The 25968-nt window shown below is 55.2% G+C and carries 22 protein-coding genes; 9 read left to right on the top strand and 13 right to left on the bottom strand.

Translation table 11 applies throughout. The features are described 5' to 3' along the window. From PHD76_13000 to priA, 4 genes are all read right to left on the bottom strand, one after another. On the bottom strand, positions 1-1066 hold a 1066-nt coding region (locus PHD76_13000), incomplete at its 3' end, for a squalene--hopene cyclase (protein ID MDD5262756.1). 228 nt (positions 1067-1294) lie between these two features. Continuing rightward, positions 1295-1783: a hypothetical protein gene (locus PHD76_12995; GenBank protein ID MDD5262755.1), complete on the bottom strand. Its 489-nt coding sequence runs from the start codon at positions 1781-1783 to the stop codon at positions 1295-1297. Between the two features lie 172 nt (positions 1784-1955). Next, positions 1956-2459, bottom strand: a complete 504-nt coding sequence (locus PHD76_12990) for a transposase (GenBank protein ID MDD5262754.1) — start codon at positions 2457-2459, stop codon at positions 1956-1958. A 226-nt stretch (positions 2460-2685) separates the two neighbouring features. Continuing rightward, positions 2686-4926 carry a primosomal protein N' gene (gene priA / locus PHD76_12985; GenBank protein ID MDD5262753.1) on the bottom strand — a complete coding sequence of 747 codons (2241 nt, stop codon included), beginning with the start codon at positions 4924-4926 and terminating at the stop codon, positions 2686-2688. Between the two features lie 269 nt (positions 4927-5195). Here priA and PHD76_12980 point away from each other — a divergent pair, with 269 nt between their 5' ends. Continuing rightward, positions 5196-5858: a lytic transglycosylase domain-containing protein gene (locus PHD76_12980; GenBank protein MDD5262752.1), complete on the top strand. Its 663-nt coding sequence runs from the start codon at positions 5196-5198 to the stop codon at positions 5856-5858. Between the two features lie 226 nt (positions 5859-6084). After that, a complete protein-coding gene (nadC, locus tag PHD76_12975; GenBank protein MDD5262751.1) occupies positions 6085-6936 on the top strand; it encodes a carboxylating nicotinate-nucleotide diphosphorylase in 852 nt (283 codons plus the stop codon). A gap of 245 nt (positions 6937-7181) precedes the next feature. On the opposite strand, the gene PHD76_12970 is transcribed toward nadC, so the two are convergent. The 4 genes from PHD76_12970 to PHD76_12955 form a co-directional block, all read right to left on the bottom strand. Continuing rightward, complete coding sequence (locus PHD76_12970) at positions 7182-8153, bottom strand: pilus assembly protein TadG-related protein (protein MDD5262750.1); 972 nt, start codon at positions 8151-8153, stop codon at positions 7182-7184. Next, positions 8150-8590: a pilus assembly protein gene (locus PHD76_12965; protein MDD5262749.1), complete on the bottom strand. Its 441-nt coding sequence runs from the start codon at positions 8588-8590 to the stop codon at positions 8150-8152. The genes PHD76_12970 and PHD76_12965 overlap by 4 nt, the downstream gene beginning before the upstream one ends. Positions 8591-8709: 119 nt before the next feature. Beyond that, complete coding sequence (locus tag PHD76_12960) at positions 8710-9702, bottom strand: pilus assembly protein TadG-related protein (protein ID MDD5262748.1); 993 nt, start codon at positions 9700-9702, stop codon at positions 8710-8712. Positions 9703-10098: 396 nt separating this feature from the next. Then, complete coding sequence (locus tag PHD76_12955; protein MDD5262747.1) at positions 10099-11643, bottom strand: exosortase/archaeosortase family protein; 1545 nt, start codon at positions 11641-11643, stop codon at positions 10099-10101. Between the two features lie 209 nt (positions 11644-11852). Between PHD76_12955 and PHD76_12950 the strand changes: the two genes are divergently transcribed. Then, positions 11853-12845: a hypothetical protein gene (locus PHD76_12950; GenBank protein MDD5262746.1), complete on the top strand. Its 993-nt coding sequence runs from the start codon at positions 11853-11855 to the stop codon at positions 12843-12845. A 12-nt stretch (positions 12846-12857) separates the two neighbouring features. Then, positions 12858-13706, top strand: coding sequence for a sterol desaturase family protein (locus PHD76_12945; protein MDD5262745.1), 849 nt, complete (start codon positions 12858-12860; stop codon positions 13704-13706). A 397-nt stretch (positions 13707-14103) separates the two neighbouring features. On the opposite strand, the gene PHD76_12940 is transcribed toward PHD76_12945, so the two are convergent. Next, a complete protein-coding gene (locus tag PHD76_12940; GenBank protein ID MDD5262744.1) occupies positions 14104-15825 on the bottom strand; it encodes a hypothetical protein in 1722 nt (573 codons plus the stop codon). Positions 15826-15978: 153 nt separating this feature from the next. Between PHD76_12940 and PHD76_12935 the strand changes: the two genes are divergently transcribed. Together PHD76_12935 and PHD76_12930 are read left to right on the top strand one after the other, a co-directional pair. Continuing rightward, positions 15979-17538, top strand: a complete 1560-nt coding sequence (locus PHD76_12935; GenBank protein MDD5262743.1) for an exosortase/archaeosortase family protein — start codon at positions 15979-15981, stop codon at positions 17536-17538. Continuing rightward, positions 17535-19250, top strand: a complete 1716-nt coding sequence (locus tag PHD76_12930) for a hypothetical protein (GenBank protein MDD5262742.1) — start codon at positions 17535-17537, stop codon at positions 19248-19250. The genes PHD76_12935 and PHD76_12930 overlap by 4 nt, the downstream gene beginning before the upstream one ends. On the opposite strand, the gene PHD76_12925 is transcribed toward PHD76_12930, so the two are convergent. After that, complete coding sequence (locus PHD76_12925; protein ID MDD5262741.1) at positions 19141-20349, bottom strand: hypothetical protein; 1209 nt, start codon at positions 20347-20349, stop codon at positions 19141-19143. The two genes, PHD76_12930 and PHD76_12925, sit on opposite strands and share 110 nt — an antisense overlap. Before the next feature lie 124 nt (positions 20350-20473). Continuing rightward, entirely contained in the window at positions 20474-21520 is a 1047-nt protein-coding gene (hemH, locus tag PHD76_12920; protein ID MDD5262740.1) for a ferrochelatase, read from the bottom strand. A 477-nt stretch (positions 21521-21997) separates the two neighbouring features. On the opposite strand from hemH, the gene hemE reads away from it, so the two are divergent. From hemE to PHD76_12905, 3 genes are all read left to right on the top strand, one after another. Next, the gene (gene hemE / locus PHD76_12915; protein MDD5262739.1) at positions 21998-23017 is read left to right on the top strand and encodes a uroporphyrinogen decarboxylase; all 1020 of its coding nucleotides are present in this window, start codon (positions 21998-22000) and stop codon (positions 23015-23017) included. After that, complete coding sequence (gene hemG, locus PHD76_12910; protein ID MDD5262738.1) at positions 22993-24369, top strand: protoporphyrinogen oxidase; 1377 nt, start codon at positions 22993-22995, stop codon at positions 24367-24369. The genes hemE and hemG overlap by 25 nt, the downstream gene beginning before the upstream one ends. Before the next feature lie 245 nt (positions 24370-24614). Then, complete coding sequence (locus PHD76_12905) at positions 24615-25118, top strand: hypothetical protein (GenBank protein MDD5262737.1); 504 nt, start codon at positions 24615-24617, stop codon at positions 25116-25118. On the opposite strand, the gene PHD76_12900 is transcribed toward PHD76_12905, so the two are convergent. Then, on the bottom strand, positions 25115-25765 hold the full coding sequence (locus tag PHD76_12900) for a hypothetical protein (protein MDD5262736.1): 651 nt from the start codon (positions 25763-25765) through the stop codon (positions 25115-25117). The genes PHD76_12905 and PHD76_12900 overlap by 4 nt on opposite strands. Further along, positions 25762-25968, bottom strand: a 207-nt coding sequence (locus tag PHD76_12895; protein MDD5262735.1) for a hypothetical protein, incomplete at its 5' end; no start/stop codon positions are given. The genes PHD76_12900 and PHD76_12895, both read right to left, overlap by 4 nt.

Below are 25968 nucleotides of genomic sequence, written 5' to 3'. Positions count from 1 at the left end.
GCAGCCCGGAGGAACCCAGGGCCACCGCCGTGATGGCCGAATCCCAGACCGGCGAAAAACAGGGCTGGATGCGGAAGTCATCATTCTCTTCATCAAATACGCGGAAATCAAAAAAGTCCTTCTCGCACTTGCGCATGACCGGGTGGTCGTCCGGATAGCCCAGGCATTTCAAAGCCATCAACGTGTTCAGCATGCTCGGAAAGATGGCACCCAGGCCATCGGAACGCTTGTCCACGCGCTCCAGAATCCATGCTTCCGCCTTTTTCAACGCAATGCTGCGGAACGGCTTGAAGGGAATGCCGTCCACCCATTTGAGGAATCTATCAAACCACAGGAAGAAATTTCGAAGCGTGAAAAGCTTCGGGTCGGGCGGCATCGAAAAATCCATGTTTTCCGTCCCGTAGGGAAACAATTCGTGCAATTGCTTTTCGGGCGGCAGGCGCCGGATCGGCTTGAAATGGTTGATGATGGAAAGCGGCACCACCATGCAGCGGGTCCAGGAGGAAAGCTCGTAAATATTGAAAAACAGCCACTTCGGCAGCAGAATAATTTCCGCCGGTATGATCGGCAGATACTTCCATGGAAACAACCCCACAAGCCCGAGATAAAGCTTCCCGTAGGTGTTCATTTTCGGGATGCCGCCCAGCCGCAGGATCACGGCATGCGCCTTTTGCATCACAGATTCATCCGGGGAAAAGCCCGCCAGCTTGAGCGAAAGATAACATTTGACCGTGGCATTGATCTCGCTGGGTCCGCCGGGGTAGATGTTCCAGCCGCCGTCGGGCAACTGGCGGTCCAGGATATGTTTGACACAGCGCGACTGCATCTCGAAATCGACCTCGCCCTTCCAGTACATATAGAGCATGTAGTCTGAAACCAGGGTGGTATCGACGATCAGTTCGCCGATCCAGTAGCCTTCCGGCTTTTGCTGGTTGAGCAGGAATTGCTGGCTTTTCCGGACGGCTTGATCGACTTTTGACGCCAACTCAGGCTCCACCATCACCTTGAGCTGGTGATGGCTCATCGTGATCGTGCTGACAGACGGATTGAGCTGGATACGGTTCATAAACAGGGGAAAGGTTACTGGGGATACCCCCGCTTCGTCAATCCGTGTTGCAGCCTAATCTGGCTCAAATTCCAAGGAAAAATCATCCTCCCAGTTCAGACATTAAAGTTGGGTATGGCTTCGATGATGCGTGTGACCTTTGATGGATCGAGACAAGGCATCCGTTGACACCATCCCCACCGGGCGAAAGTCAACCCCGGATTAAATCTGCGGGCTGTTGCTTGCAGTCTACTGCGAAGGTGCGGGTTTCGTTCCCAACGAGGTTGCCGCTGACCACTCAATGGGCAACTCTTCAGGATTCTGCATGGAACTAATATTGATGAAAACTATATCAACCTTTCCTTCATGTTTGATGCGGCCGACTTTTCCAGTCAGGGACTTGTATTTGATGCTGTTTCCATAGTGTTCCATGTTGGTGCCGTATTTTTTAATCAAGCTGTCAGCATCCTTTTCATCCGCGATCAACAGAATATCACCACCAAAAGTCATGCTCAATCTGTCTATCGTCTTCGCTGTAAAGAGGGCCACGTCCATGCTTGGAACATTCAAATTAATCCTTACAAGATAGGCGACGTCGATTTTTGCGGAAGTTCCATCGAAGGTCTCGATTTTCGAGGCAATGTAGTTTGCAGTATCTTTGGATCCTGCCTCCAGCAGATTAGTGAGGGACACGAATACGACCGAGGCCAAAAGCAGATATTTAAATTTAATTTTCATGCGATGGTTTGAGGTTATTATACTAGGTAGTGAATACCAGCAAAGTGTTTATAGACAAAACCCGTCACGAGCAAGCCAAAAATCCCATTCAAGAGGTTTTGCTTTTGACCCGGACGCCGCCGCCTTTCTGCGTGCCCTTTTGACATGGCAGTTTTTAGAGCGTTTCAGAGGCTCAGAGGCGGGTGAGTTTTCCGAAGGCTTTGCCCAATCGGGCGCTCAAGCGCTCGTTGCGCGCCAGCCCCAGGCAATAAAAGACCCCGTTGCCTTCGCACCACGCCATGATCGCTTCGCGAGAAAAACCACTGTCGGCCCGCACGATTTTGCGAACTTTGTTCCCAAACCGCCTGCGGATCACCGTCACGATTTTCTTCAAGGCCTCCACGGTCCCATCACTGGCATCCCACTTGACATCACGCAACTGCGCCCCATGCAAAGGATCGTCGGTCGCATCAAAGTCCAGCACGATTTCCCGGCTGCGCCGAGGAATTGCCTTGACCCCTTCCTCCATCAGCAACGCCTCAATCCTGCCCGCATCGGGTATGATTTTCCGGTAGCGCCAGTCTCCGCCTAATGCCCCAAGCTCCATCCGGTTCAACGTCGAGTGGGCCGCCAGCGCTTTGCCCTTGTCTTGTGCACACAACCGAGCCTCCCCAAGCACATCCTTCTTGCCACCCATCAGCGCCTTGAGCGGATCCTGTCTTCATCTACCTCAACAATAACAGCTTGGGCTGCCAATATCGCTATCTTTTTGCCCAGAGTGTGAGTTTTCCGGGTTAGCGCCCTTCCTGTAAAACTGTGTTCTATTCCAGTTTTAAGAATTAAGTTTGTAAGTTTTAAGTCTGAATTCCGCATCCCACATTCCGCATTTTCCTCGGCGTTCTCTGCGGTGAATCGTTTTTCTGTTACATCAAATTCACCGGGTCGATATCCACCGTAACCCGGATATCATCCGGCCATGCCTGATGCAGTACCTCACGCTTCAGGACGCGGCTGAGCGCGGGCATGTTGGACTCCAATAAAAACAACTGGAACCGGTGGTAATCCCGAATCTTGGCAATCGGCGCTGGAGCCGGCTCCGGCACTTCGATTTTAATTTCCGATATCCCCCGCAAACGCCGCGCCGCCGCCTCGATGCAAAATTTTGTTTTTTCCTCCGACCTCCCGCGAAAGCACACGAGCGCCGCGCGTTTCCACGGCGGGTAATGATGGGCGCGCCTGTAATCCAGTTCCTGCTCGCAAAAGCCCTCCACGTCATGATGCCGCGCAAACTGGATCGCCGGATGAAACGGCGTGTAGGTCTGGATGAAAACCTCGCCCGGTTTGTCGCCCCGGCCCGCGCGGCCCGCGACCTGTACCAGTTGCTGAAAGACCCGCTCCGCCGCGCGGAAGTCGGGCAGTTGAAGCGCAAGGTCGCAATTCACAACGCCCACCAATGTCACGTTGGGAAAGTGCAGGCCCTTGGCGATCATTTGCGTACCGACCAGGATGTCGGTACGCCCATCGCGAAATTCCATCAACGCATTATGATAGGCCCGCTTGCCCTGCATGCTGTCCGAGTCCATGCGGCAAATCCGGGCCCCCGGAAACGCCTTCACCACCGCGTCCTCCACTTTCTGTGTGCCGGTCCCGGAGTAACGGTACTGGTCGAAGGCGCATTCGGGACAAACTGCGGGAACCCGGGCCCGGTGGTCGCAAAAGTGACAGCACAAATCGCCCGTTGAGCGATGATACGTAAGCGGCACTGAGCAGTGAGGACATTGCGACACCTCTCCGCACTTCGGGCATTGCAGGCTGGTGGCATAACCCCGGCGATTGAGAAAAATAATACTTTGCTCGCCGCGCTCCAACCGTTCCAAAACCGACTGCCTCAGTTTTTCCGCAATCAGCACGCTCTGGCCCTTTTCAGGCTTTTCCTTCCGCAAATCCAGGATCTGAATCACCGGCAGGCGAAAGTTTTCCACGCGCCGGGTCAGCACCGCAGACAAAAATTTTCCCGTGGCAACATTATGCATGGCTTCGAGCGACGGTGTGGCTGAGCCCAGCACAATCGGTATCCCCTCCAGGCCAGCGCGGACAACCGCAAGATCGCGCGCATGGTAATGGGGCGTCTCCTCCTGCTTGTAACTCTGCTCATGCTCCTCATCGACGATGATGATCCCGGTTTCCGCGAGTGGAGCGAACACCGCGGACCGCGCGCCGATCACAACCCGCGCCCGCCCCTGGCGGATGGCCTGCCATTGGTCGTGCCGCTCCCCGGCTGAGAGATGGCTGTGCAGGACGGCCACCCCGATCCCGTCGCATTCAAAACGGCGGCGGAACCGCTCCACCGTTTGTGGCGTCAAAGAAATTTCCGGAACAAGCATGAGTGCGCCCTTTCCCTGTTTCAGCACATGGGACAAGGCCTGCAGGTACACTTCCGTTTTGCCGCTCCCCGTCACGCCGCGGAGCAAGACCGGTTTGGGCTTGGGCGAATTTGATTGTTCCAGAATCAATTCCAGCGCCTTTCGCTGCTCTTCATTCAGTTCGCGCGGTACATCCCGTTCCAATTTTTCCAACAGCGGATTTCGTTCGCGCCGCTCGCGCCTGAGCAAGACCAGCTTCTTCTCCTCGAGGGAACGCCAGACGGCGGGCGTGGCGCCGCATTGGCGGCTTAATTCCGCAAGCCAGCCCCCGCCATTATCGCAAGCCAGTTGCCAGGCCCGGCTTTGAGCCCTGGCTTTTTTCAATTGCGCGAGCACGACTTCCGGCTGAAGCCCGTCAGGGATTTCCACCCAGAACTGCTGCTTAAACCCGTCCTCCCGGGAGCGAACCAGTTCGGGCAGCATCCCGCGCAATGCCTGGTTGAATTCGCAGCAATAATAATCCGCCATCCAATGCGCAAGCCGGATGAGCACTGGAGGCAGGATCGGTTCGCTGTCCACCATATCCAGAACTTCCCGGCATTTGGCCACTTCGGGTTTTTCAGGAAATTCAACGGCGTAGGCCAGAGTCGTGCGGGTCCCCCACGGGACGCGCAGCCGCTGGCCGGGCTGGACTGCGCCAGCCAGGTGCGGCGGCAGGATATAATCAAACTGACGGTCCAAAGCCAGTTCCGGTACGACCCGCACATAACGGGGCTTGGCCGGAGAGGTGTCGGGGTTCATGGAAAGCCGACTCTACAAGCCGTCCGGAATTTTGCAACGGAGGTATCGATGCAAACAGGCATGGCGCCCCCCTGACGGCTCGTCTTCGCGAGGCCCATCCTGGGCCGTGGCGATCCATGTATCTCTGGATTGCCACGTCGCCCGGCTCCACCGTTCTCCTCACAATGACGCTACCGTGTATTTCATCATCACGAGACCCGGCGAATTTTAATGCTCATGCCACGTCTCGAATAGCTTGCCTTCATCGCCGCCGGACATATTTTGGGCTTGTGCCGAAACGGACGCGTTTATTTCTTTTGCTGGCTCTTGTGCCCCTGCTGGGCGTTGCCTTGTTCTATGCCTGGGGTCGGCAACAGCTTCAGCACGACATCCAATACAACGAGTTCATCCAGGAAGCCGCGAAACGGCAGAGGATCAGCGAGGATTTGATCCGCGCCGTTATTTGGCGGGAAAGTGATTTCGATCCCGAGGCCACGGGACTGGCAGGCGAGCGTGGACTGATGCAAGTGACCCCCCAGGCCGGGAGGGAGTGGGCTTTGTCGCAAAATATCCGGACGTTTAGGGATACCGACCTGCTGGATCCAAGAACGAACATCCTGGCAGGCTCCTGGTATCTGAGCCGCGCCATCAAACGCTGGCAGCAGGCCGACCGCCCGGAAATTTTCGCCCTGGCCGAGTACAATGCCGGCCGCAGCAACGCCCGGCGCTGGGCCAAGGACATGACGGTCCTCAACAGCGCGGTCTTTATCGAAAACATCGATTTCCGCACCACCAAAACCTATGTCCTCGATATTCTGGACCGCTCCGAATACTACCGCGCCCACCCCGTTGCAAGCGCCTGGGCCAAAGGCTGGAACAAGCTTTCAGGAATGTGGTGGCGCTGGTTGGAAAGACGCAAAATTCGCCAGTTCCATGAACAGCGGGACACCTAGCCCGGATGTTTCACACGCTTCTGAAACCCCCATCAAAGTGTCCTGCTCCAAAGTGTGGCGGAAACCGCAGGTGCGGCGACATCCGGGCTAAAAACAAAAACCGCCTATAATGGGATTTTTTTGAAAATGGAACTGCCTTATTTTGAGGCGGTTTTGCAGTAACCTTCTACGCGTAGGCGGGTAAAATCAGTTGACCGGATTTGTGCCTTCAACATGATATGATCCTATGCCCGTCACACCGCCCGAACCCGCCCTCCTGCGCGAAGCCGCATCGCGAGCATTGGCCGAGGATGTCGGCCCGCTCGACATCACCACAGCCTGCCTCGTCCCCAAAAACACCAAAGCGCGAGCCCATATTTTCGTGAAGGAAGAAGGCGTCCTTTGCGGATTGCCTGTTGCAGCCCAGGTTTTCAGTGAAGTGGACACGGCCCTGCGACTCACTTTCAAATCCGAAGATGGCGACTCCCTCGCCAAAGGCCAAACCGTCATGGAACTGGAAGGCCCCGTCAGCGCCATCCTGACCGGCGAACGCTCCGCGCTCAACTTCCTCCAGCATCTTTCCGGCATTGCAACACAAACCCGGAGATTTGTTAGAGAAATCGCCCATACTCCATGCCGGATTCTCGATACCCGAAAGACCACGCCCGGCCTGCGGCACCTGGAAAAATACGCCGTGCGCTGCGGCGGCGGAGTGAACCATCGCATGGGCCTCTACGACGCCTTTATGCCCAAGGACAATCATGTGGCGTTGATGGCCCAGCCGGACGGGCTGCTTGAAGCTGTCAAAAAAATGAAGAACTCGGATCCCGACGCCCCCATTATTTTCGAGGCCGACACGCTTGAGCAGGTGGCTGTCCTTGCCAACGCTGGCGTAACCCGCATCCTGCTCGACAACATGCCGATTCCGCAGATGCGTGAGGCCGTACGCATCGCCGCTGGGAAATGCGGACTCGAAGCTTCGGGCAACATGACGCTCGAGCGCGTGGCGGCCGTGGCGGAAACAGGCGTTGATTATATCTCCGTCGGCAGCCTCACCCACAGTGTGCGCGCCCTGGACTTCAGCCTCGAAATGGATTAGCCTGCATATTTCATACTCATTTCAATGGCCTGCCTGTTGGCACTATTAGAGCAAATTGCATTCATATTGTCGCGTCATCGCGAGGCCCATATGGAACACTCGCGACGCATGTCGGAGTTGGGCCGTGGCGATCCACTCCATACCCATAAGCTGGTTTCTGGATTGCCGCGTCGCTGCGCTCCTCGCAATGACGCGTGAACGTGCGGCAGAATAAATACAATGTGCCCTAGTTGAATGCATTTGTGTTAGGGATTTTCCAAACCCATTTTGTAGGCATTGGTCAGTTGAAGGGAACTGGCTGTGGTTGTATTGTAAAGCCCCCCCGTATAGTCATTGATGCCTTTGAGTATTTTCAACGACACGTTTCCCGAATTATCAACGCCGGTGAGCTGTACCACCGCGATGCCCTCGATGGGGTGAATCGAATTGCCATTGGTTGCCGGCGTCGGGTCTGTAATAAAAATAGCCATGATACCGCCGATCCGGCCTGAAAGCCCATCATACAGGTTCTTCTCCTGCTCCTTCAGGCTTGCATTGAGTGAATTGTAATCAACCGTATATCCCATATAAACAGGAACATTCGAATATCCATTCTGAAGGTAGGTGTCCCAGTGGCTCGGGCTTTTCCCGTTGGTCAATGCAAGCCCGACCACATTGCCATCGGCAAATGCAGTGTCCTGGTTCCGGATCAAGCTTACTGTGAATGATGCGCCGCCCACATGGGCATTGAAGTCATCGGTTGTTATCCCCAGCGGAACGCCATTGCTCACGCCGGTGATGTCAATGCAGTAGGCTTTGGCCTGCCGGTTCAATGTTCCACTGCCGATCCCCAGCACCTGGGCAAAGAAAAAACTCTGCGTCGCGGTGCCCTGGACTGTCACAACCGTGTTGCTGTTGCTGAAAACGACGCTCGTGATCGTGGCCCCGTTCTGGGCGCCATAAGTCTGCGCCTGGGTCTGGGCGGTGCTTGTGCTGCCGGAAATGAGCATTTCAGTCGTGGCCGCCAAGGCGGCGGCGTCGCAGCCTCTCTGCAACGCATTTGCTTTCAACGCCATCAAGCCATAGTCAACGGATACAGCCATGAAACCGATCAGGGCCACCATGGCCAGGCACAGCAATAGGACGGCAGAACCTTCACGGCCCCTCCAATGCCTTACCCTGCCGCAAAATAACCCGTTAATTAACACGGGTGCATGCGGATGCTGTTTTCTGCTCATGTGGGTTCCCTTCTCATGACTGCGAATTGGCTCATGAGAAGACTGTTCAGTCCGGGTATGAAATTTGTCAACTGATGGTTGGTGGCCGTCAACGTAATCTTGATCAGCGCGCCGCTGGGAACACCGTTATTTGAACCGCTGTCGCTGGGCCAAGTCAGCCAGGTGGTACCGTTATCAGTGGAGTAAGCCATCGTATCAGTGGAAATAGTCAGGGGAGAAGCCATGGTCGTCGCGCGAGTCTGGATGTAGGTTGTCGTATTTCCCAGAGCGGCGGCTCTGGCGGCTTCACGCGCGGCGTTTGCCAGTGTCATTTCGTTTTGAATGAGCCAGCCGAATTCAACGATGCCCAGCATCATTGTGAGCAGCAGCGGGACAATAAGCGCAAATTCGACAACAGCCTGACCTTTTCGTCGCGCGCCTTTGTTGAAAATTCGCATAAAATTAACCCAGATTTTCCCGGCTCGTTCCCGTGCCTATAACGGTAGCTGGTATTCTATCCGAGTTTGATACAAAAAAAGCCTCTATTGAGATAAGGTCGAATGGCCCTATCTCGCTTTCACTGCGTGAGATGAATTGAATTGCCATTGGTCAGCGCGGAAGTGGAAGCACTATTATAGGTGTCATTATAGGATGAGGTTGCGCTACTTAAACCGGAAGGATTTGAAACCTGCGGGATTTGAAGGGTGAGATTGCCGTTATTATCCACACTCACCAATTTGACGATCGCGATGCCTTGGACGTAATGACCTGTGTTGCCATTGCTTTGACTTGCCGTGGTCGTGACAAAGATTGCCACGGTCTGCCCGATCCGGTTGATCAAACCATCATGGAGGGAGGATTGCTGCGGATTGAGACTGGCATTAATAGAATCCAAATTCACCCCCGTTCCAAAGGGTACTGTGCCCCCATCAACGGAGGTAATCCCATTTGTCAAATCACTCTGCCACTGGCTGGGGCTTTTGCCATTGCCGGCTTGGGTACTCAGCGCCACGATATTCCCATTCGAGAAATCCTTCTTTTGGTTATCGACGAGCGTCAAGGTAAAGGATGAGCCGCCAAGATGGCTGGTATAGTCACCAATCGTGATGGCAATTGGCAAGCCCCCGCTGACTCCGGTCATCGGGGTGTTGTAATTGGCGTTGGCTTGCCGTGTCAACATTCCGCTGTTGGCTCCGCCAACCACTGAGGCGAAGAAAAAGGTCTGGCTGCAAGTTCCTGTGACCGTGACAATCGGACTGCTGAATGTAACGCTGGAGATCGTCACGCCGTTTTGTGTGCCAAGCAACTGGGCCTTGGTGGTGGCATTAGCCTGCCTGGTAGAACTACTCGTGCTGGTGTCCAATTGCATTTGCACAGCCGCCGCAAGAGCGGCCGCATCACAGGCCTTTTGGAGCTGGTCGGCGGTCAACGCCATCCTTCCGTAATCGATTGAAATCGCCATGAATCCGATCAAGGCGACAATTGCCAGGCATAGAAGCAAAATGGCGGACCCGTTTTGATTCCGGGTTTCAGGCCGGTTATGAAATATTCCCACAGATGTTTGGTTCATAAATTTTCCTTCTGTCTTGATAGGGATTGCATTCGCGCGGATACGCCCGCGCATCCTGTTTCCCCTTTTATTTATGATTCCATTATCTCCAAACCGCTGGGATTCGCCAGAGGCGTCCGGTTGGGTTAATGCCCCTATCCCGATAGGGGCTCAAGGCCTTAGCCCGGATGTTTCACACGCTTCTGAAACCCCGCGCAAGGTGTCTTGCTCCAAAGTGTGGCACTAACTGAGGGCGCGGCGACGTGGCAATCCAGAAACCAGCTTATGGGTATGGAGTGGATCGCCACGGCCCAACTCCGACATGCGTCGCGAGTGTTCCAGATGGGCCTCCTAATGAACACTTGTAGCAAGATGTCGAAATGCGGAATGTTAGCTAAAACGCCAACGGCGTTTCGTTCACTCCATGATTTGCATCAGTTGCGCCAGGCGCGCCTTGAATGCTTCCTGCGCCGCTGATTCCGAAGGATACCCCGATACGGCCAATTCCAGGCTTTGTTCACCGCTATGCCGCCGGCCTTTGAGCGCGCGTTGGATCATGTCAACCGCCTCAAACTCCGGGTTCCAGGCAATCGCCGGATCGCCCGGCCATTCCTCTGAAATGCAGAAAAAGACATGGCGGATTTTTTCACCCGAGCGGAAAATGTAGCTGTGAAACGGAATCTGCATCCGCCCAAACGGAACGGTGTTCAGCCCCAGGTCTTTCTCCATGACGATGCCTTCCGCAGTCAGGCACACATCCGGACGATGGACCTTTGCCGCTTCCGCCGCCGGATTGCCGGGATTCCAGCGGATCCAGTACAGGGACCAATCGCTTCCATCCGGCTCTCTCCAGGTTGCCGCATGCGACTCGTCACACATCAGGACTTGGAGTGAGCGCCTGGGAATCTCGATAAAATGGAAAGCTTCGGCATGCTGGGGCCATTGAACGGACCAGCTCCAACCCCGCCATTTTGGTTCGTGCGATCGATACCATGTTTCGACGGAAATCTCCACCGTGAAGAGCCAAAGCAGCAGCGCGGAGCAAAGTTTGAGCGGGAGCGTCAACCCAATCCAGGATGCGTCTGGAATCGGCGCCGCAGTCTTTGCCGGACGAAGCATGAACGCCGCAACCAACGCACTCAAAAGAGAGAAGGTGATGACGGCGAGTCCCGCTGCATCGTGATAGCCGTCAACCGCGCTCATCCCCTGGTTGAAGCCGATGACGGCAAGCGCCACGGTCCGGATGACGTTCGCCACGAGTGTGGCTGTGAGCCCAATCGCCAGGAGCAACAGCCGCCGGACGAACTTCATCCGGAACAATTCCCCCAGGAAAAGCGAGATCATCACCATGGCTTGAAGCGAACGGACTCCGCTGCAGGCCTCGGCAATGTCAAGGATGCCGGTTTCAATGCGGACCAGATTGCCGGATTGAAGGCTCGGAATGCCGGCAAGGCAAAGGATTTCAACGGTGGCCCTGGCGGTGCCGCGCATCAGCGGATTCGATACGAATAGTTCCAGAGCATGCGGCCATGGGACCGTGGTGAGGATGAAAACAAACGGGAAGCTGAACCATCGAAGCCATGAGGCGCCGCCGGCAAGCGAGATCAGCGACAAGGATATTCCGATACTGGCAATCGCATACGACCATGCGCAAATGCTTCGCTCGGGGGCCGCTTCATGAAGCCAGAGGGCGGGAAGTGTCAGCAGGGCAAAAATAATTGCCGGGAATGCGGCGCTTTCGATTGGAGTGGACGGTAATGGCCGGTCATCCCAACGCAATTTGCAGAGAAACGCGGACAGCAAAGGAACCACCCACGCATACGCATACTCTCCGTTCGGATTCCACTGCCCGTGCAAATGCCAGAGCAGGAGGGTTGGAGCAAGAATGACTGCCGCTGCAAAAAGCATGCCCTTCAAGCCAGGTACCCCGCCGGCAAACAGGTTTCGCGAAACGTGCGTCATGGTTTGAGCCGAACCCAGTGTGAACATTCACCCGGTCGGAAGTCAACGGCAGTCTCTTCTAATAGAACATCGGAAATAAAATCAGATTTATTACTAGTTTGACTATGCGTGCGGTAAGATTTCAGGTTTGCACACGGCAAATAATCTGCCAACCTACTTACGTTACATAGGGCCGAAGGGCATTAATGAACCGGGGTCTAACGATACTAATGAAAGTTCCATTTTACATAATCGCATTCAGCTTTGTGATTGCCTTTGCGCTGGCGCAGGAGGCTTCCGCGAATTTTGTGAAGAATCCTACTTTCACCAGTGTCACCTTTTCCGGAACCAAACCCGCAGGAACGTACACAACATTGTTTGGCCAGTTTGGATCTGATTCCGCGGGTGGTTTTGCCACAGGCTCAAATTTGACGGTCAGCAATTGGGACACCTCCGGATACAACTTTGTGTACGCGCCGAATACGGCGGACTTTGGGACGCAGGCCAACGCTTACAACACCGGCTCACCGCATGAAGTGCCTGGCCAGTATTCCGCCCAACATGGCGGCACCGGAGCCTTTTATGGCAACACATATCTGTGGGGCGCAAATAATGGCGGCACGGGCACGATGACGGGCGGGGGCACGGGCACCGTAGATGCGGTTCCAGGCGGCGGAAACTTCATCGCACTGGACGGTGTCTTTGAAGTACATCCGGTCTCGCAAACGATCACGGGCCTGACCATTGGAAAAACCTACGTCCTGACATTTTACTATGCGGGCGCGCAACAGGAATCTTTCTCGGGCAGCACGTCGGAGACCTTAACCGTAAACTTTAACGGAACATTTGTTTCAGGGTCCGGCGCCACATCGGGGTCCTTCACGGGAGGCACAACGTACACGACGCCGACGATCAGCCTGCCCAACCAAGCCTTTTCCGGATGGTACCAGAGCGGCATGACATTTGCAGCCTCCAGCACATCCGCAACGCTGAACTTTCTCGCGGGCGGAACCCCGACAGGCGAGCCGCCTTTTACCTTGTTAGGAGGCGTGGACCTGGAGCAGGCGCCGGATTTTTCAAACTGGATGGTCTTCGCCGGATTTGGCGCCGCATGCATCCTCTTCGAGATTCTGCGCCGGCGGCGGGCCAGGCGCGCGCTATCCGCGAACCTGACATCGGCCGGACCTTTTCCTGCGGTGGCCAAGTTTCCTGTTTCAATATAACGCTTGGAGACAGTGACCGATCAATTTCTCAGGCATGTTTCGGGTTTTATCGTAGATGTAGAACGGTTGGCGGTTTGGCTCGTGCTACTGGTAGTCATCTTTGTCCCCCTGGAACGATTGTTCGGGCTGCACCCGGCCAAATTTTGGAGAAAACAAATCGGGGTGGACCTCGGCTGGTATTTTATCAACAGCCTGTTCCCTGCGGCGCTGATTGCGGTCCCGCTGTCTCTGCTTATCCAGGCCCTGCACAGGATGGATCCGGGCGGATTTTATTCGGCCATGGGCGCCTGGCCATTCTGGCTCAAGCTGCCTTTGATGCTGCTTCTGAATGATTTCGGCGCCTATTGGGGCCACCGCGCCTTGCACGCCTACCCATTATTATGGCGATTCCATTCCATCCATCACAGCGCCGAACAGCTCGACTGGCTGGTTAACACACGCGCACATCCTTTCGACATCGTGTTCATGCGTCTGGCAGGACTGGCCCCCATTTATCTCCTTGGACTTGCAAATACGGTCGGGCCGAATATTGATCCCGCCGTGGCGATGGTGGCGATCATCTCGGCAATCTGGAATTTTTTTATTCATGCCAATATCCGGGTCCGCCTGGGACCCCTGGAATGGCTGATTTCATCCCCCGGCTTTCACCACTGGCACCATTCCAACGACGAGCATCGCGATCAAAATTTTGCGTTCATTTTCCCGCTGATCGACCGTATCTTCGGCACCGCATGGCTGCCGAAACATTGGCCCACCGCCTACGGCATCGAAAGAAAAGTTCCGCCGACACTGGCCGGACAATTCATGGATCCGTTTGACCCCGGCCGCCGCCAGTCTGGCGACCGGCAGGACAAGACCTAGTGGTCTATACGCCGTGAGATGACGGATGGATGCGGCCTTCGTCATCGCGAGAACCCAAACCTTTCAAAAAAGCTGTTTTGAGCGGGAATGAACAGGAAATTTTGGAGTGCGTCCGCCACGGCGGACGCTTTTTACTCGCGACACATGTCGGAGTTGGGTCGTGGCGATCCACTCCATGCTCATAAGCTGGTTTCTGGATTGCCGCGAAAGAGCGCAAAGAACTCAAAAACTGCCGAAACTTCCCTGTACTTTGCGTTTTTTGTGTTCTTTTGTGGCCAAACGGTTGCTTGAATTGGTTGAAGGTATTGGGGCTAATCCGTGTTTATCTACGTTTATCCGTGGTTCAATTTCTTTTGGATTTTCCCGGGTATTGGTGGAAAATCTGTGCGTGGACGAGTCATTGCGAGGAGCGTAACGGCGCGGCATTCAACCGTTGCGCCAGGTCCGCCGCCAGCTTCTGTTCCTCGGGAAGCATCCCATTCGGATTCGATTTCGCCAGGAATTCCCCGGCCTTGCCGGAATTGCCATTTGCCGCCAGAACAATGGCGTAATACAGCGCGATGTCAGGGCGGGCAAGCGCTTCGGGAGACAGCCGTTCCATCACCTTTTGGGCCTCGGACTCCTTTCCCGCCAGATGGAGGGCATACGCATACGTGGCCGCCCACTCGGGGATTTTGGGATTTGCGGTTGAAACTTCGCGCGCAATGCTTTCTGACACCTCTGAATCGCCATATAAAAGCAGTGAGAGAAATGCCTCGTTATTTTTCCTCGCCGGATTCGAGGGGTCCAGCTCAAGCTGCGCTTTTGTGACGCGAAGCAGTTCGCTCGTTTCGCCTGTCTGTGAGAAGATGTCGCTCAGATTCTGCAGAGCTTTCGACTCCGTCTCCGTCCTGGTTGCTGCCTTCCAAAGAAGGTCAATCGCTTCCTTGCGCCATTTCCAGCCCATCACCAGTTGCGCCAGCAAAAGATCTTCAGGCGAATGGGCCTGCGTTTCGATCATGAGCTGTTCCCACTCTTTCTCCCAGGGCTGGGACAGTTCCCGTTTGCAGCGAATCAGCATGGCACGCCTGAGGTATTCTCCGACGTCCCAACGGCACTTTTCCAGGAAGGTCTTCAGCCCATTCCAATCCTGCATGGCAAGGTAACTCTGGGCCTCTGTCATTTGCACACGAATATTGGATTGGATTGGCTCGGGGAGCTTTGCGTACCATCGCAGTGTTTCGCCGGCCATTCGATGCGCGTTCAGCCAGTCGCACGTCGCGATGGTTTTGAGCGCGTCCGATTGCGCCCGATGTTCGATCTCTCCGAGTGCGGCATTAAAAACCTGCAGGGACGTCACGGCTTCGAGGCGGCTGAGGTCGTCGCTGAAAGTGTGCTCCGGAAAGGCGCGCAGCATCTCCGCAAACCGTTCTGCGCGTACGCGGTCCCTGTTTCGAATCGCATCGGTTAGCAGCGCGCGGGCGGCATAAAGCCGGACACGCGAATCTGAGAGCATGCCTTCAATATCCCGGGCGGACGTCTCCCGGACTTCCCGGTTGGAGGAATTTGACAAACGAAATGCCGCAAGGTTCAACCGGCTCACCGGGTTGCCCGGTTCGAGTTCCACCGCCCTCGCAAAATACGATTCCGCAAGTCCTGTTTGATGAGCTGCCAGGGCAAAACCGGCCATCAGTTCCTGGAACTCGGCGCTTCGATTTTGAAAATCAACCGGGAGGGATTTCAGGGCTTTGATGGCCATCTCGTCCTGCTCAAACCTCAAGGCGCATTTTGCCCATGCCATGATGTCCCCTGTGTTCCCGGGCTCCAGTTGCACAACCCGGATCCGCCAGCTAATAGCGGCCGGTCTTTCCTGCACTTCGTTGATTTCCGCCATCAGCCGCGCAGCTTCCACACTTGTCTGGTCCGCGTTGAAAGCGCGGCTGGCCCAGTATTCCGCCCGCATGAATTGTCTTTTTGAAAATTCACGGTGCGCGTACGAAAGCGAAAGGTGCAGCCTGGCATATTTAAACCCTTCCCAGGCGCCGCCGACAACCAGCACAGGCACGATCAGAAACGCAAACGCCTTTCCGAGGCGCTGCAAAACAGGTTGTTCCAACGGGATGGATGGTGAATCACTCACTTCTGCTTAAAGAGTTTCACAGCCATCATAAAATGTGCCAGCAAAATTCACACTCGCACAGGACACACTAAAATCTGTGTTTATCTCTGGACAAAACCTCTCCCGTGCCATTTTCTTGACAATGCTCCCCGCCCGCTTTGGGATGCCTGTACTGTGTTTTTGTTACTACCCGGAATTTACTGGCTCACACTTTGGTGGGATATCCATATCGACTGGGCGACGAATGCCCAGTATGCGTTTGGCTGGTTCGTGCCGGTGGCCGCTGCCGGCTTGTTTTTGCAACGCTGGCTGCTTCGCCCGATACCGGATGCACCACACGGCACCTGTCGTGCATTGATTCAGGCAGGTATTGTCATCCTTGTCTTGCTGCATTTGCCCCTCCGTTTTGTTGGTGAAGCCAATGCAGAATGGCGGATGCTTTTCTGGGTTCGTGAAATCCAATGCATATTCCTCTCCCTCGGTTGCCTTGCGCTGGCAGGCGGTTGGAGATGGGCGCGTCATTTCGCGTTTCCGATTCTTTTCTCAGCAACGGCGATTCCGTGGCCAAGCGGCTTTGAGGGGCAGGTGGTCCAATGGCTTACCCGTCTCGGTGCGGCGGCCACGGTCGAAGGGTTGTTCTGGATCGGGATTCCCGCCGTACAACTTGGAAACACCATTCAGGTCAGCAACGGAATCGTCGGCCTCAACACCGCATGCAGCGGGATCCGTTCGTTGCAGGTTTGCATCATGATTGCGTTCCTCGCCGGAGAATTCTGGAATTTGCGACGCGCGCAAAGCTGTTGGGCGGTTGTCTTTGGGGGCCTCGCCGCGTTGTTTTTCAACGCGCTGCGGATGTTTGCGCTCACATGGATCGAAGCCGCCAACGGGAGCGACGCCTTTCAGCGCTGGCATGATCCGCTGGGATGGATCGAGATGGGAACTTGCATGGCATCGGTTGTTCTCTTTGCGGGTTGGATGCGGAACAAAGCGCCACAGATTTCGGAAGCTGCCCGCAATCCTGCTCGGCATGATGATTGTCGTGTTAGCCCCTGCTCCACTCCCGGATGGCTCCTCATTTTTTCCATCGTTGTCTGGCTGTTGGCCGCAGTCGGAACCGCACAGTGGTATGCCGCGCATGAACAGAATGAAACGAAAACGCCGCAATGGAACGTGATAGCCCCGTCACGATCCGACCCTGATTTTGCCGGATGGTTTCGTGTGGAAATACCGGAGGAATCGCGGGCTTTGCTTCGGACGAATGATGGCATTGCCCTGCAGTGGGCAAGTCCCGGAGGACTGGTCTGGCATGTCAGCTATCTGCAATGGCCCGCGGCGCGCTCCTCTGCGGCCGCCGCAGCCGCGCATCATCCCGATATTTGCCTGCCCGCGGTGGGTTACCAATTAATATGCGAGGCGCCCTTCATAGACCTCACTGTAAAACATATTCCGCTGCGCTTTCACCACTACCTCTTTAAGGGCAAACTGCATCCAGTGCATGTTTTTTACGCGCATCGGGCGCAGGATGCATCCCTTTACGGCGACTTGGATAATTTTAACCCTCCGATAAACAGTCGCTTCAAGGCCGCTTTTGCCGGCAGAAGGAGTGTTGCCCAGGCGGTTTTGCAGGTGATCCTTACCGGCGCGCCAAGCGATGAAATCGCCATTGAATCCCTGAAAAAAGTTGTGGGAAAACTTGTTCACACGACAGAAGATGCATCGGGAGAACGGTTGTGAGCATCCTTAAAAAAATATGCCTGACGGTATTCTGCCTCATCGGCCTTGCCGTTGCGATTTGGAAAGCACCAAACATATACTCACGCTGGCGCGCCAACCGGGCTTTGGACATGGCCAGGAACTTTGCGGAAAAAGGCGATGCTGGAAATGTAATGCTAAGCATCCAGGCAAGCATCCGCGCCCGCCCAAACAATCCAGATGCGTACAGATTTCTGGCTGAACTCATGGAGGCGGACAGAAACCCGGAAGCTGTCCAGTGCCGAAAAATAGTCGTCAAGTTCCTTCCTGAAAGCGCCTCTGAAAAGTTCGCGCTTGTCAAAACAGCCCTGCAATTCAACCAGATTGATACGGCGGGTAAAACGCTTGCCGCCATTCCCCCGGACGCGCGCAACTGCCCGGAATACCTGGAGTTTGAGGTCTTTTATTATTGCGCGAAAAGGGAAGTGGCCGCTGCGGTTAGGGCATGCGAAGCCCTGGAACAAAAGTTTCCCGGCTTTCCAAAGAAAAAATTCATCAGGCTTGCAGTGGCAAAATTGCAAATCGAGTCCGATAACCCTGAGGATCGGGCAAAGGCAATCGCCACTCTTAAAAAAATGGCGGATGATCCCGATCTTGGAACTCGCGCCCTCCGCATCGCGATTTCCGGCCTGATGAAGGCCGGTGAATATCATGCCGCCCTCCAAATGAACGGGCGACTGATGAGCCTCCCAAAACCCACTGAAGCAGACCGGCTTCAAAACCTCGATCTGCTTTTTCTCTGCCATTCCCCGCTTGCCGAAAAAGCCCTCCCCCAGCTCAAAGCGGAGGCGAAAGACAATCCTGAAACAGCCGCGCGTCTCGCCCGGTGCCTGTTGGAGAGGCGCGGCAGCCAGGAGGCCCTGGAATGGCTGGAAACGCTCCCAGCCGCCATCAAAAAAAGGATGCCCGTACCGGTTGTGCTTGCGGATTGTTATATATCCATAAAGGATTGGAAGTCGCTTGAGCCGCTGGTTGCAAGCGGGAATTGGGAACGGATGGAGGCTCAGCGGCTGGCATTACTTTCCCGCGTTTATCGCGAACGGAACGAGGAAGCCATGGCCTCTGATATTTGGGGGCAGGCCCGGGCTGCGGCGCGCAATCAGACCGCTTCGCAGTTGTTTCTCTACCACATGGAGATGGAGGACGGGCATCCCGGCGAAGCCCACGAAATTCTATGGGACATTCCACTCGGCGACCCCATGCACGACTGGGCGCAAAAAGAGCTCTTTGCCTACTACCGGCAGCAAAACGATGCAAACGACCTGCTCAAGCTCCTGGATCGCATAACAAAGGATCACCCGGATGATCTTTCAGTGAAACTTGACATCGCACAACTCCTGCTCGTTCTTGACAAAAATCCTGGCTTCGCCACAAAACTGGCTTCGGAAGTCTATCTGGCCGACCCAAAACCGGTTTCGCACGCGGCAGTCTATGCCTACAGCCTTTGCGTCAACGGCGAGCCGGCAAAGGCGGCAGCCATTCTCGACTCCCGCAACAAAAGCGAAATCGCCGAAAACCAGTGCATGGTTTACTACGGCCTTATCCTCGCCGCCTGTAAACGCAATGCGGAGGCACAGGAATGTTTTAAAAATATGGATCCCGACATCCTTTTTCCGGAAATGAAGGCGAAAGTTGACCGCTGGCAGGAACAATGGAAAAAAGAAACCGGCACAGCGGAAATCCCGCCATCATGAGGACGACAGCGCCTGCCGCTAGTGTCGAAGCCTCGGGCGTAAGATCGTTGAGAATGACGTCATCCAGCACAAGCTCCGAGGCTCCCACGCCTGAGGCTTGAGTCCCCGTGAACCAGTTGACCGTATTGGAACTGCTGCCATGCCCCCAACTTTGGAAGGAAAGGGTGTAGGTTCCTGTGGAGGCCGCGATGAAATTAATGTGGTAGCGTTGAAACGTTCCTACACCGCTTGAAAGCCCCTGCGCGTCAACTCCGGTTCCAGACGCCGAATCAAAAAAGAACTGGCTTGTTGTGCTTGTTGAGGTGATGCTCGCCATGAAGATGCCGTCTGAATTATACTGGGGATCCGTGGTGGTCCCGGCGACAATATTACTGTCCTCGCCCCCCGCCCAGAAATCCAAAAGGTATTTGTGTCCCGCAATCAATGTCACAGCCTGCGAAATCCTCGATGTTCCATTCGCAGTGCTCGGGTGAAAATCGGCGCTTGTTAGAGTGTGGGATAAGGTTCCTGTGCCTGCGGTCATACTAAGCACCCCGTTGACGTCTGAATTGATATGGATGCCCGCCGACACTGACGCGATATACAGATTTCCAAAATAAAGGGCCTTGCTGCCGTCCGGAACCGCCGCTGAGCTGATCGGATCACTGCCCGCATTCGCACCCGTCCCTGGGTAATAGCTTTGACCAACGGAGCCTAACGCGCCACCGGCGGTATTCGTCCATGTGGCATAGTTGTTTGCCCCGGAAGATCCGGCGTTGCTCCACCCGGTCGGCACATGTTGATTGAAGCCCGTTAATCCCGAGGATTGTGTCCAGTTATCGCGAATAATGCCGCCGGAGAATGAGTCTGTAGTCGTGGATGCGCCAGTTTCGAAACTCCCGTTTGTAATCAGGTTCGAACCATGGTTTCCCAACAACGAGGTGGATCCCGTCACGCTGCTTACCAGGATTTGGGCATGAAGCGGCAAGCCGAGCAATAAGCTCAAACCGAATGCAGAGATCGCTGCATTAATTATTCTAATGCCTGTATTTATAGTACTAGCATACCATATCAAACAACTTAAACAAGCGAATTGGAAACGCCCGGAAGCCTTGGTCATTCACTTTCCAGGCGTAATTCCGCCGTAGGCGAGGTTTTTCTTTCACCCAGTTTGATCCATTCGCTGCCGCCGTTTTAAAAATATTTTTTCTATTTGGACTTCTCACGCGTTGGGAGAAAGCCAGTCAGGGCGCAACGCGCATCCAGTTGTCGGGAAAATGCAGCGCCCAGGCGCGGAGGGCTTCAATCCATTTGGGATGTTCGTTCAGGCACGGCACAAGCTTGAAGGATTCCCCCCCGTGCTCGAGGAAGCTTTCCTTGCCGGCCATGCCGATTTCTTCGAGTGTCTCCAGGCAATCGGTCACAAAAGCCGGGCAAAGAACCACCAGTCGCCGGACTCCCGAAGCCGCCAAGCGTATGAGTTCCTGATCGGTATAGGGGGTACACCAGGCTTCCCTGCCAAATCGCGACTGGAACGATGAGGAATACGTCCCCGGTCTGAGGCCGAGCCGCAGCGCAAGGGTTTCGGTGGTATGAAGCGACTGGTGACGATAACAGGTTGCATGTGCGGCGGCCGGGGTAGTACAACAAGCGGGATCCAAAAGGCAATGACTGGCGCTGCAGTCGGCTCTTTTGATATGGCGCAGCGGAATGCCATGATAGCTGAAGAGCAGATGGTCCCACGGATCTTCCAGCGCGGGACGCAAGACAGACTCCATGGCGTTGAGATAAATCTCCTGGTTGTAAAACGGCGGCAACACCGTGAGGCGGATTCGCCAGCCCAGGACATCCAGCTCCTTCCGGGCTTTTGCCACCACAGTTTCGTAGGAAGCCATTGCATAATGCGGGTAAAGCGGCATCAACAGAATTTCCTCAAGATCCGGGACCTTTGTGCGCAGCTCCTTGAGGGCACTCAGGATGGAGGGCTCGCCATAGCGCATGCCCAGTACAACGGGCAAATCCAGTTCTTTTTGCAAAATCCCGTGAAGACGACGGCTGCTGGCAACAAGGGGGGAACCTTCATCCGTCCAAATGCGCCGGTACGCTTCCGCCGAGCGGTGCGGACGGGTGGGAAGTACAAAACAATGGATGATGATCCAGCGGAGGAGAAACGGGTAGTCGATGACCCGTTCATCCATCAAAAATTCGCGCAAATAACGGCGCACGTCCGGAACGGAAGCGGAACACGGGGAGCCCAAATTGGCGAGCAAAATGCCGCGCTTGCTTGTCATGTTGGGATAAGATGATCGGATTGGGGTAAAATGCCAAGATGCAAAGACAAAGAAGATTGGCCGCAAAAGAACACAAAGAGCGCAGAGAAAGGCGTTTTTATCCGCAGATTAAACAGATTTGCGCGGATATTTTTTGGGTAAAAACAAACAGCACTTCCTCGCGCCAAGCACGCAACGCTCGCCAAGGTTAAGGGGGAACTCTCAAAAAAACCTGTGATCATTGTATAAAATCCAAGTTCACATCCGTGTCCATCCTTTAGCGAATTTCGCGTCATTTCGCGGGCAAAAATCGTCATCGCGAGGCCCAATCCCCTCTATCAAGAGGGGCAGAAGGCGGAGCGCTTCGGGGTGTGTGGTCTTCTGGACCGTGGCGATCCAGCCTGCTGACTTTTCGATTGCGGGCCGGGCCCGGGCCGTTGAGTATGTTCCGATGAATTCCCTCATGAGGTGTTGTTCTTGAATTCACGGGAACGGTTTTTGGCCGCCATCCACGGGGACAATCTGGAGCGCCCGCCCGTCTGGCTGATGCGCCAGGCCGGGCGCTATCTTCCGGAATACCGGGCCTTGAAACAAAAACATTCGTTCCTGGAACTGGCGCATACCCCCGAGCTGGCTGCGGAAGTCACCTTGCAACCGTTGAAACGCTTCCCCCTGGATGCGGCCATCATTTTTTCCGACATTCTCGTCATACCGGAAGCCATGGGGCAACCCTACTCATTCCGTGACGAAGGCGGGATCGAGATGTCATTTTGCCTGCGCGGAGCCGGGGATTTTAATCGGCTGGAACCAACCGGCGCTTTGAAACGGCTGGAGTATGTGGGCCAAGCCGTCCGCCTGGTACGCAAGGAACTCGGTGATAAAACAGCTTTGCTCGGCTTTTGCGGTTCCCCCTGGACGCTCGCAGCCTATATGGTCGAAGGCGGAAAACCGGGCCATTTGGTGCAAATAAAAAATCTGTTCTACAGCGACCGGGCCTTGTTCGACAAATTGCTGGAGTCGGTAACCGAAGTTTGCTGCGGCTACGCGCGGATGCTGGTGGAGGCCGGAGCGGATGCGATCCAGATTTTCGACAGTTGGGCCGGAATGTGCCCCGCGACGATTTACCGCGAAGCCTCCCTGCAATGGATTGAAAAAATTGTGAAGTCGCTCAATGGGACGGCGCCGGTCATTCTTTATGCCAAAAGCATGGGGCACGAGGCGGAGGCGCTGGCCGCAACCGGCGCACAGGTTTTAAGTTTTGACTGGTCGCTGGACCTGGTCCAAGCCAGGGACCGGCTGCCCGCGCAAATCGCGGTCCAGGGGAATCTGGACCCGGCGTTGTTGCTGGGCGATGTGAACGTCACCCGCGATGCGACCACCCATCTCCTGAAATCCATGCGTGGAAAGCGGGGCCATATTTTTAACACGGGCCATGGCCTCTTACCGGGCACGGGAGTGGAAAATGTGGCGGCTCTGGTGGAGGCCGTCACCACATGGAACAACGAGAATCCTTCATGAAGCATGTGGCGGTTATCGGGGCCGGCATTACGGGTTTGACTGTTGCGCATGCGTTAAAAAAAAGCGGGCTTGCTGTTTCAATTTTTGAAGCCGCCCGAACCCCCGGCGGTGTGATCCGCACGAATCGGACGGATGGTTTTTTGCTGGAATCAGGCCCCAACTCGATCCTGGCCGGCGGGAAACCCTGGGAGGATCTGATCGATTCCCTGCAACTGCAAAACGAAGTGGCCGCGGCCAACGCAAGCGCCAAAAAACGTTTCATTGCAAAAGCCGGACAATTGATCAGCCTGCCGTCTTCGCCAATCGGGATCTTTTCCTCCCCGTTTCTGAGCGCCAGTGGAAAGTTGCGATTTTTAAAGGAACCGTTCGTTGCCAAAAAAACCGGGGATGAAGACGAGTCCCTCGCGGATTTTGCGCGGCGCCGTTTTGGGCGGGAGGCCCTGGACTATCTGTTCAATCCCTTTGTCCGCGGAATCTATGCGGGGCGTCCCGAGGATCTTTCCGTGCGCCACGCATTCCCGATGCTTGCCGAAGCCGAAAAGTCGGGCGGTTCCGTAACAGCGGGCATGCTCAAAAAAGTTTTTTGGAAATCCGGTAAGCCATGGACCCGGAAAAAAATGGTTTCCTTCAATAACGGCATGGAGGTTCTGCCACAAAGACTGGCACACGTCATGGGCGACAGCCTTAAATTGGAAACACGAGTCGCCTCGCTCGCCCGTGAAGGCAATCGGTGGAGGGTCGGTTTGGAATCCGGGGCTGAACCGGCTTTGTTTGACTCGGTCGTGGTAACGGTCCCGGCGCATGCGCTGCCCGGGCTTCGCATCCAGGATGTCCCCCAACAACGCCTGGAATCCCTGGGAAGGATACCCTACGCTTCGGTGCGAATCCGGCACCTGGGATTCCGGCGGAAAGATGTTGCCCATCCCCTGGATGGATTTGGATTTTTGGTGCCGGAACGGGAAGGCAAAATTGTGTTGGGCGTCATTTTTTCCTCCACGCTGTTTCCAGACCGCGCCCCGCCTGATCATGTGCTGTTGACCGTCTTTGCGGGCGGCGCAGGAAAACCTGAAGTCATGGATTGGGGCTGCGAAAAACTTCACGACACTGTTTTGACGGAACTGCGGGATTATCTGGGCGATTTGGGGCGGCCTGTCCTTGAAAATGAAGTGATCGTGCGAAACGCCATTCCGCAAATTATTCCCGGTTACGGGGATTTTATTCGGGTTATGGAAGAGTGTGAGACCCTGGCGTCGGGCCTGTTTTTTGGCGGTAATTTCCGCGGCGGGGTGTCGGTTCTAAATTGTGTGGAAAACGGGCTGGAGTTGGCGGAGCGGGTGATGGCGAATGGCTGAATAACATGTGTCACATGACCGTGCAGAAGCGGAACGCTGCCGTATAAATCGTCATCGCGAGTCCCATTTTGGGCCGTGACGATCCACAATCTCTGGATTGCCGCGTCGTCCGGCTGAGCCGGACTCCTCGCAATGACGCGGTCGCGTCGGAAATCCATCCGTGGTTCTCTTCAGCTTTAAGCGGTTATTCACGGCCCCCATTTTCTATTCTTTCCAGACTCCGGCTTTTCGCTAGTGCTTGGTTTATGAAATATTTGTGCTGTCTGGCGATATGGGCCTTGTGCGTGATCCATGCAGGAGCGCAGCAAACTACCCCAGCCGCTGCAGATGCAAACAAGCCGTCTTCCACGGACACGCAGGCGGCGGCCAAAGCCGCAACAGGAACCCCATCCAAAGACACCCCCGCTCAGGAAGCCGTCGAAGTCCCCCGATTGAAAGGGGACGCCGTTGCGAATTTCATGGAATATCGATGGAAAATCAAGGAACGGATTTATAACAACTGGCAAAGCTACCTGGAGCAATACCGCCAATCCTCTCTCTCCGGGAAGGTGAAATACCGCTTTTACGTGAATGCCTCCGGCGCCGTGACCGTGATGAATCAAAAACCTGTTGATGAAAAAAATCTGCTGGCTGTTCTGGCGTACCGCTCCATCGCCGAAGTGAACAAGGACAAATTGTCCTACCCCGTTTCGATCAAGAGCGAATACCCTACCGGCTTTTTCGACGAAGTGACCTTCAGAGCACACTAATCAATGCTTACCTGGTGCGGGCGCGAGGATGAGCTGCCACGCGCGTGCCCGGACGGCGCCGGAGGCCTGAGATTGGGACGCGTCGCCTTGCCGATGAGCTCAAAACCCTTGATGCGGAATACATCGGTAAAGACATCATAATTTGGCTCATATCCTTTGTAAGGCATGAACTCGCCGTAAATCTTGTACTCCATGTCATTGTCGGCTTCGATGCTTGAATGGAAGCGTCCGGGCACGACGCATACCCCGCGTTCCTCCAGCATCAGCGCCCATTTCCCGCGCCGGTACCCCTCGCCTTCCTTCCAAATCCAACCCCAACCGGCATAGCGGTCCACAACAGCCCGGTGCCCGATATAGACCTGCCCGGTGCGATCACCATAGCTTTGCGGAACAACCGGTTCAGGCTTCGGAGTTACGGCTGGAGCGGCTGGTTTTGGCGCCTCTGGTGGCTGCGTTGTTTCCGGCGCTGCGGGACTGGCCGGTTGCTCTGCCGGAGCAGCAGCGGCAGGCGTGGTTTCAATGGCCGGTGTGGAAGATTGAGTGGAGGAAGGCTGCTCAGCAGGAGCCGCAGGAACGGCATTATCCTGCGCGAGAGCGCCCTGCAAAGCCGGCAGAAGGAAAATGATGAAATATTGGGGGAGTTTCACTGGCTCCATTTTCCTTCCGCTGTGGAGAGAATAGGCAGCCCCCCGTTCGAATAATCTGTCTTTCCAATGGCTCCAACCATCGGGATTCCAAAACTGCGCAGCCAGACTGCGGAATATTCCTCGCCGCTGTGGCAGCCCCAACTGCGGGAATACGCCTCCGGGGTGAAAACATCGCGGTGGATTTGTTTCAAATCATTCTCGTG

This window comes from Candidatus Methylacidiphilales bacterium, assembly GCA_028713655.1.
Taxonomy (GTDB): domain Bacteria; phylum Verrucomicrobiota; class Verrucomicrobiia; order Methylacidiphilales; family JAAUTS01; genus JAQTNW01.
Note: the sequence above shows the minus strand (reverse complement) of the source record. Positions and strands in the feature narration are given on the sequence as shown.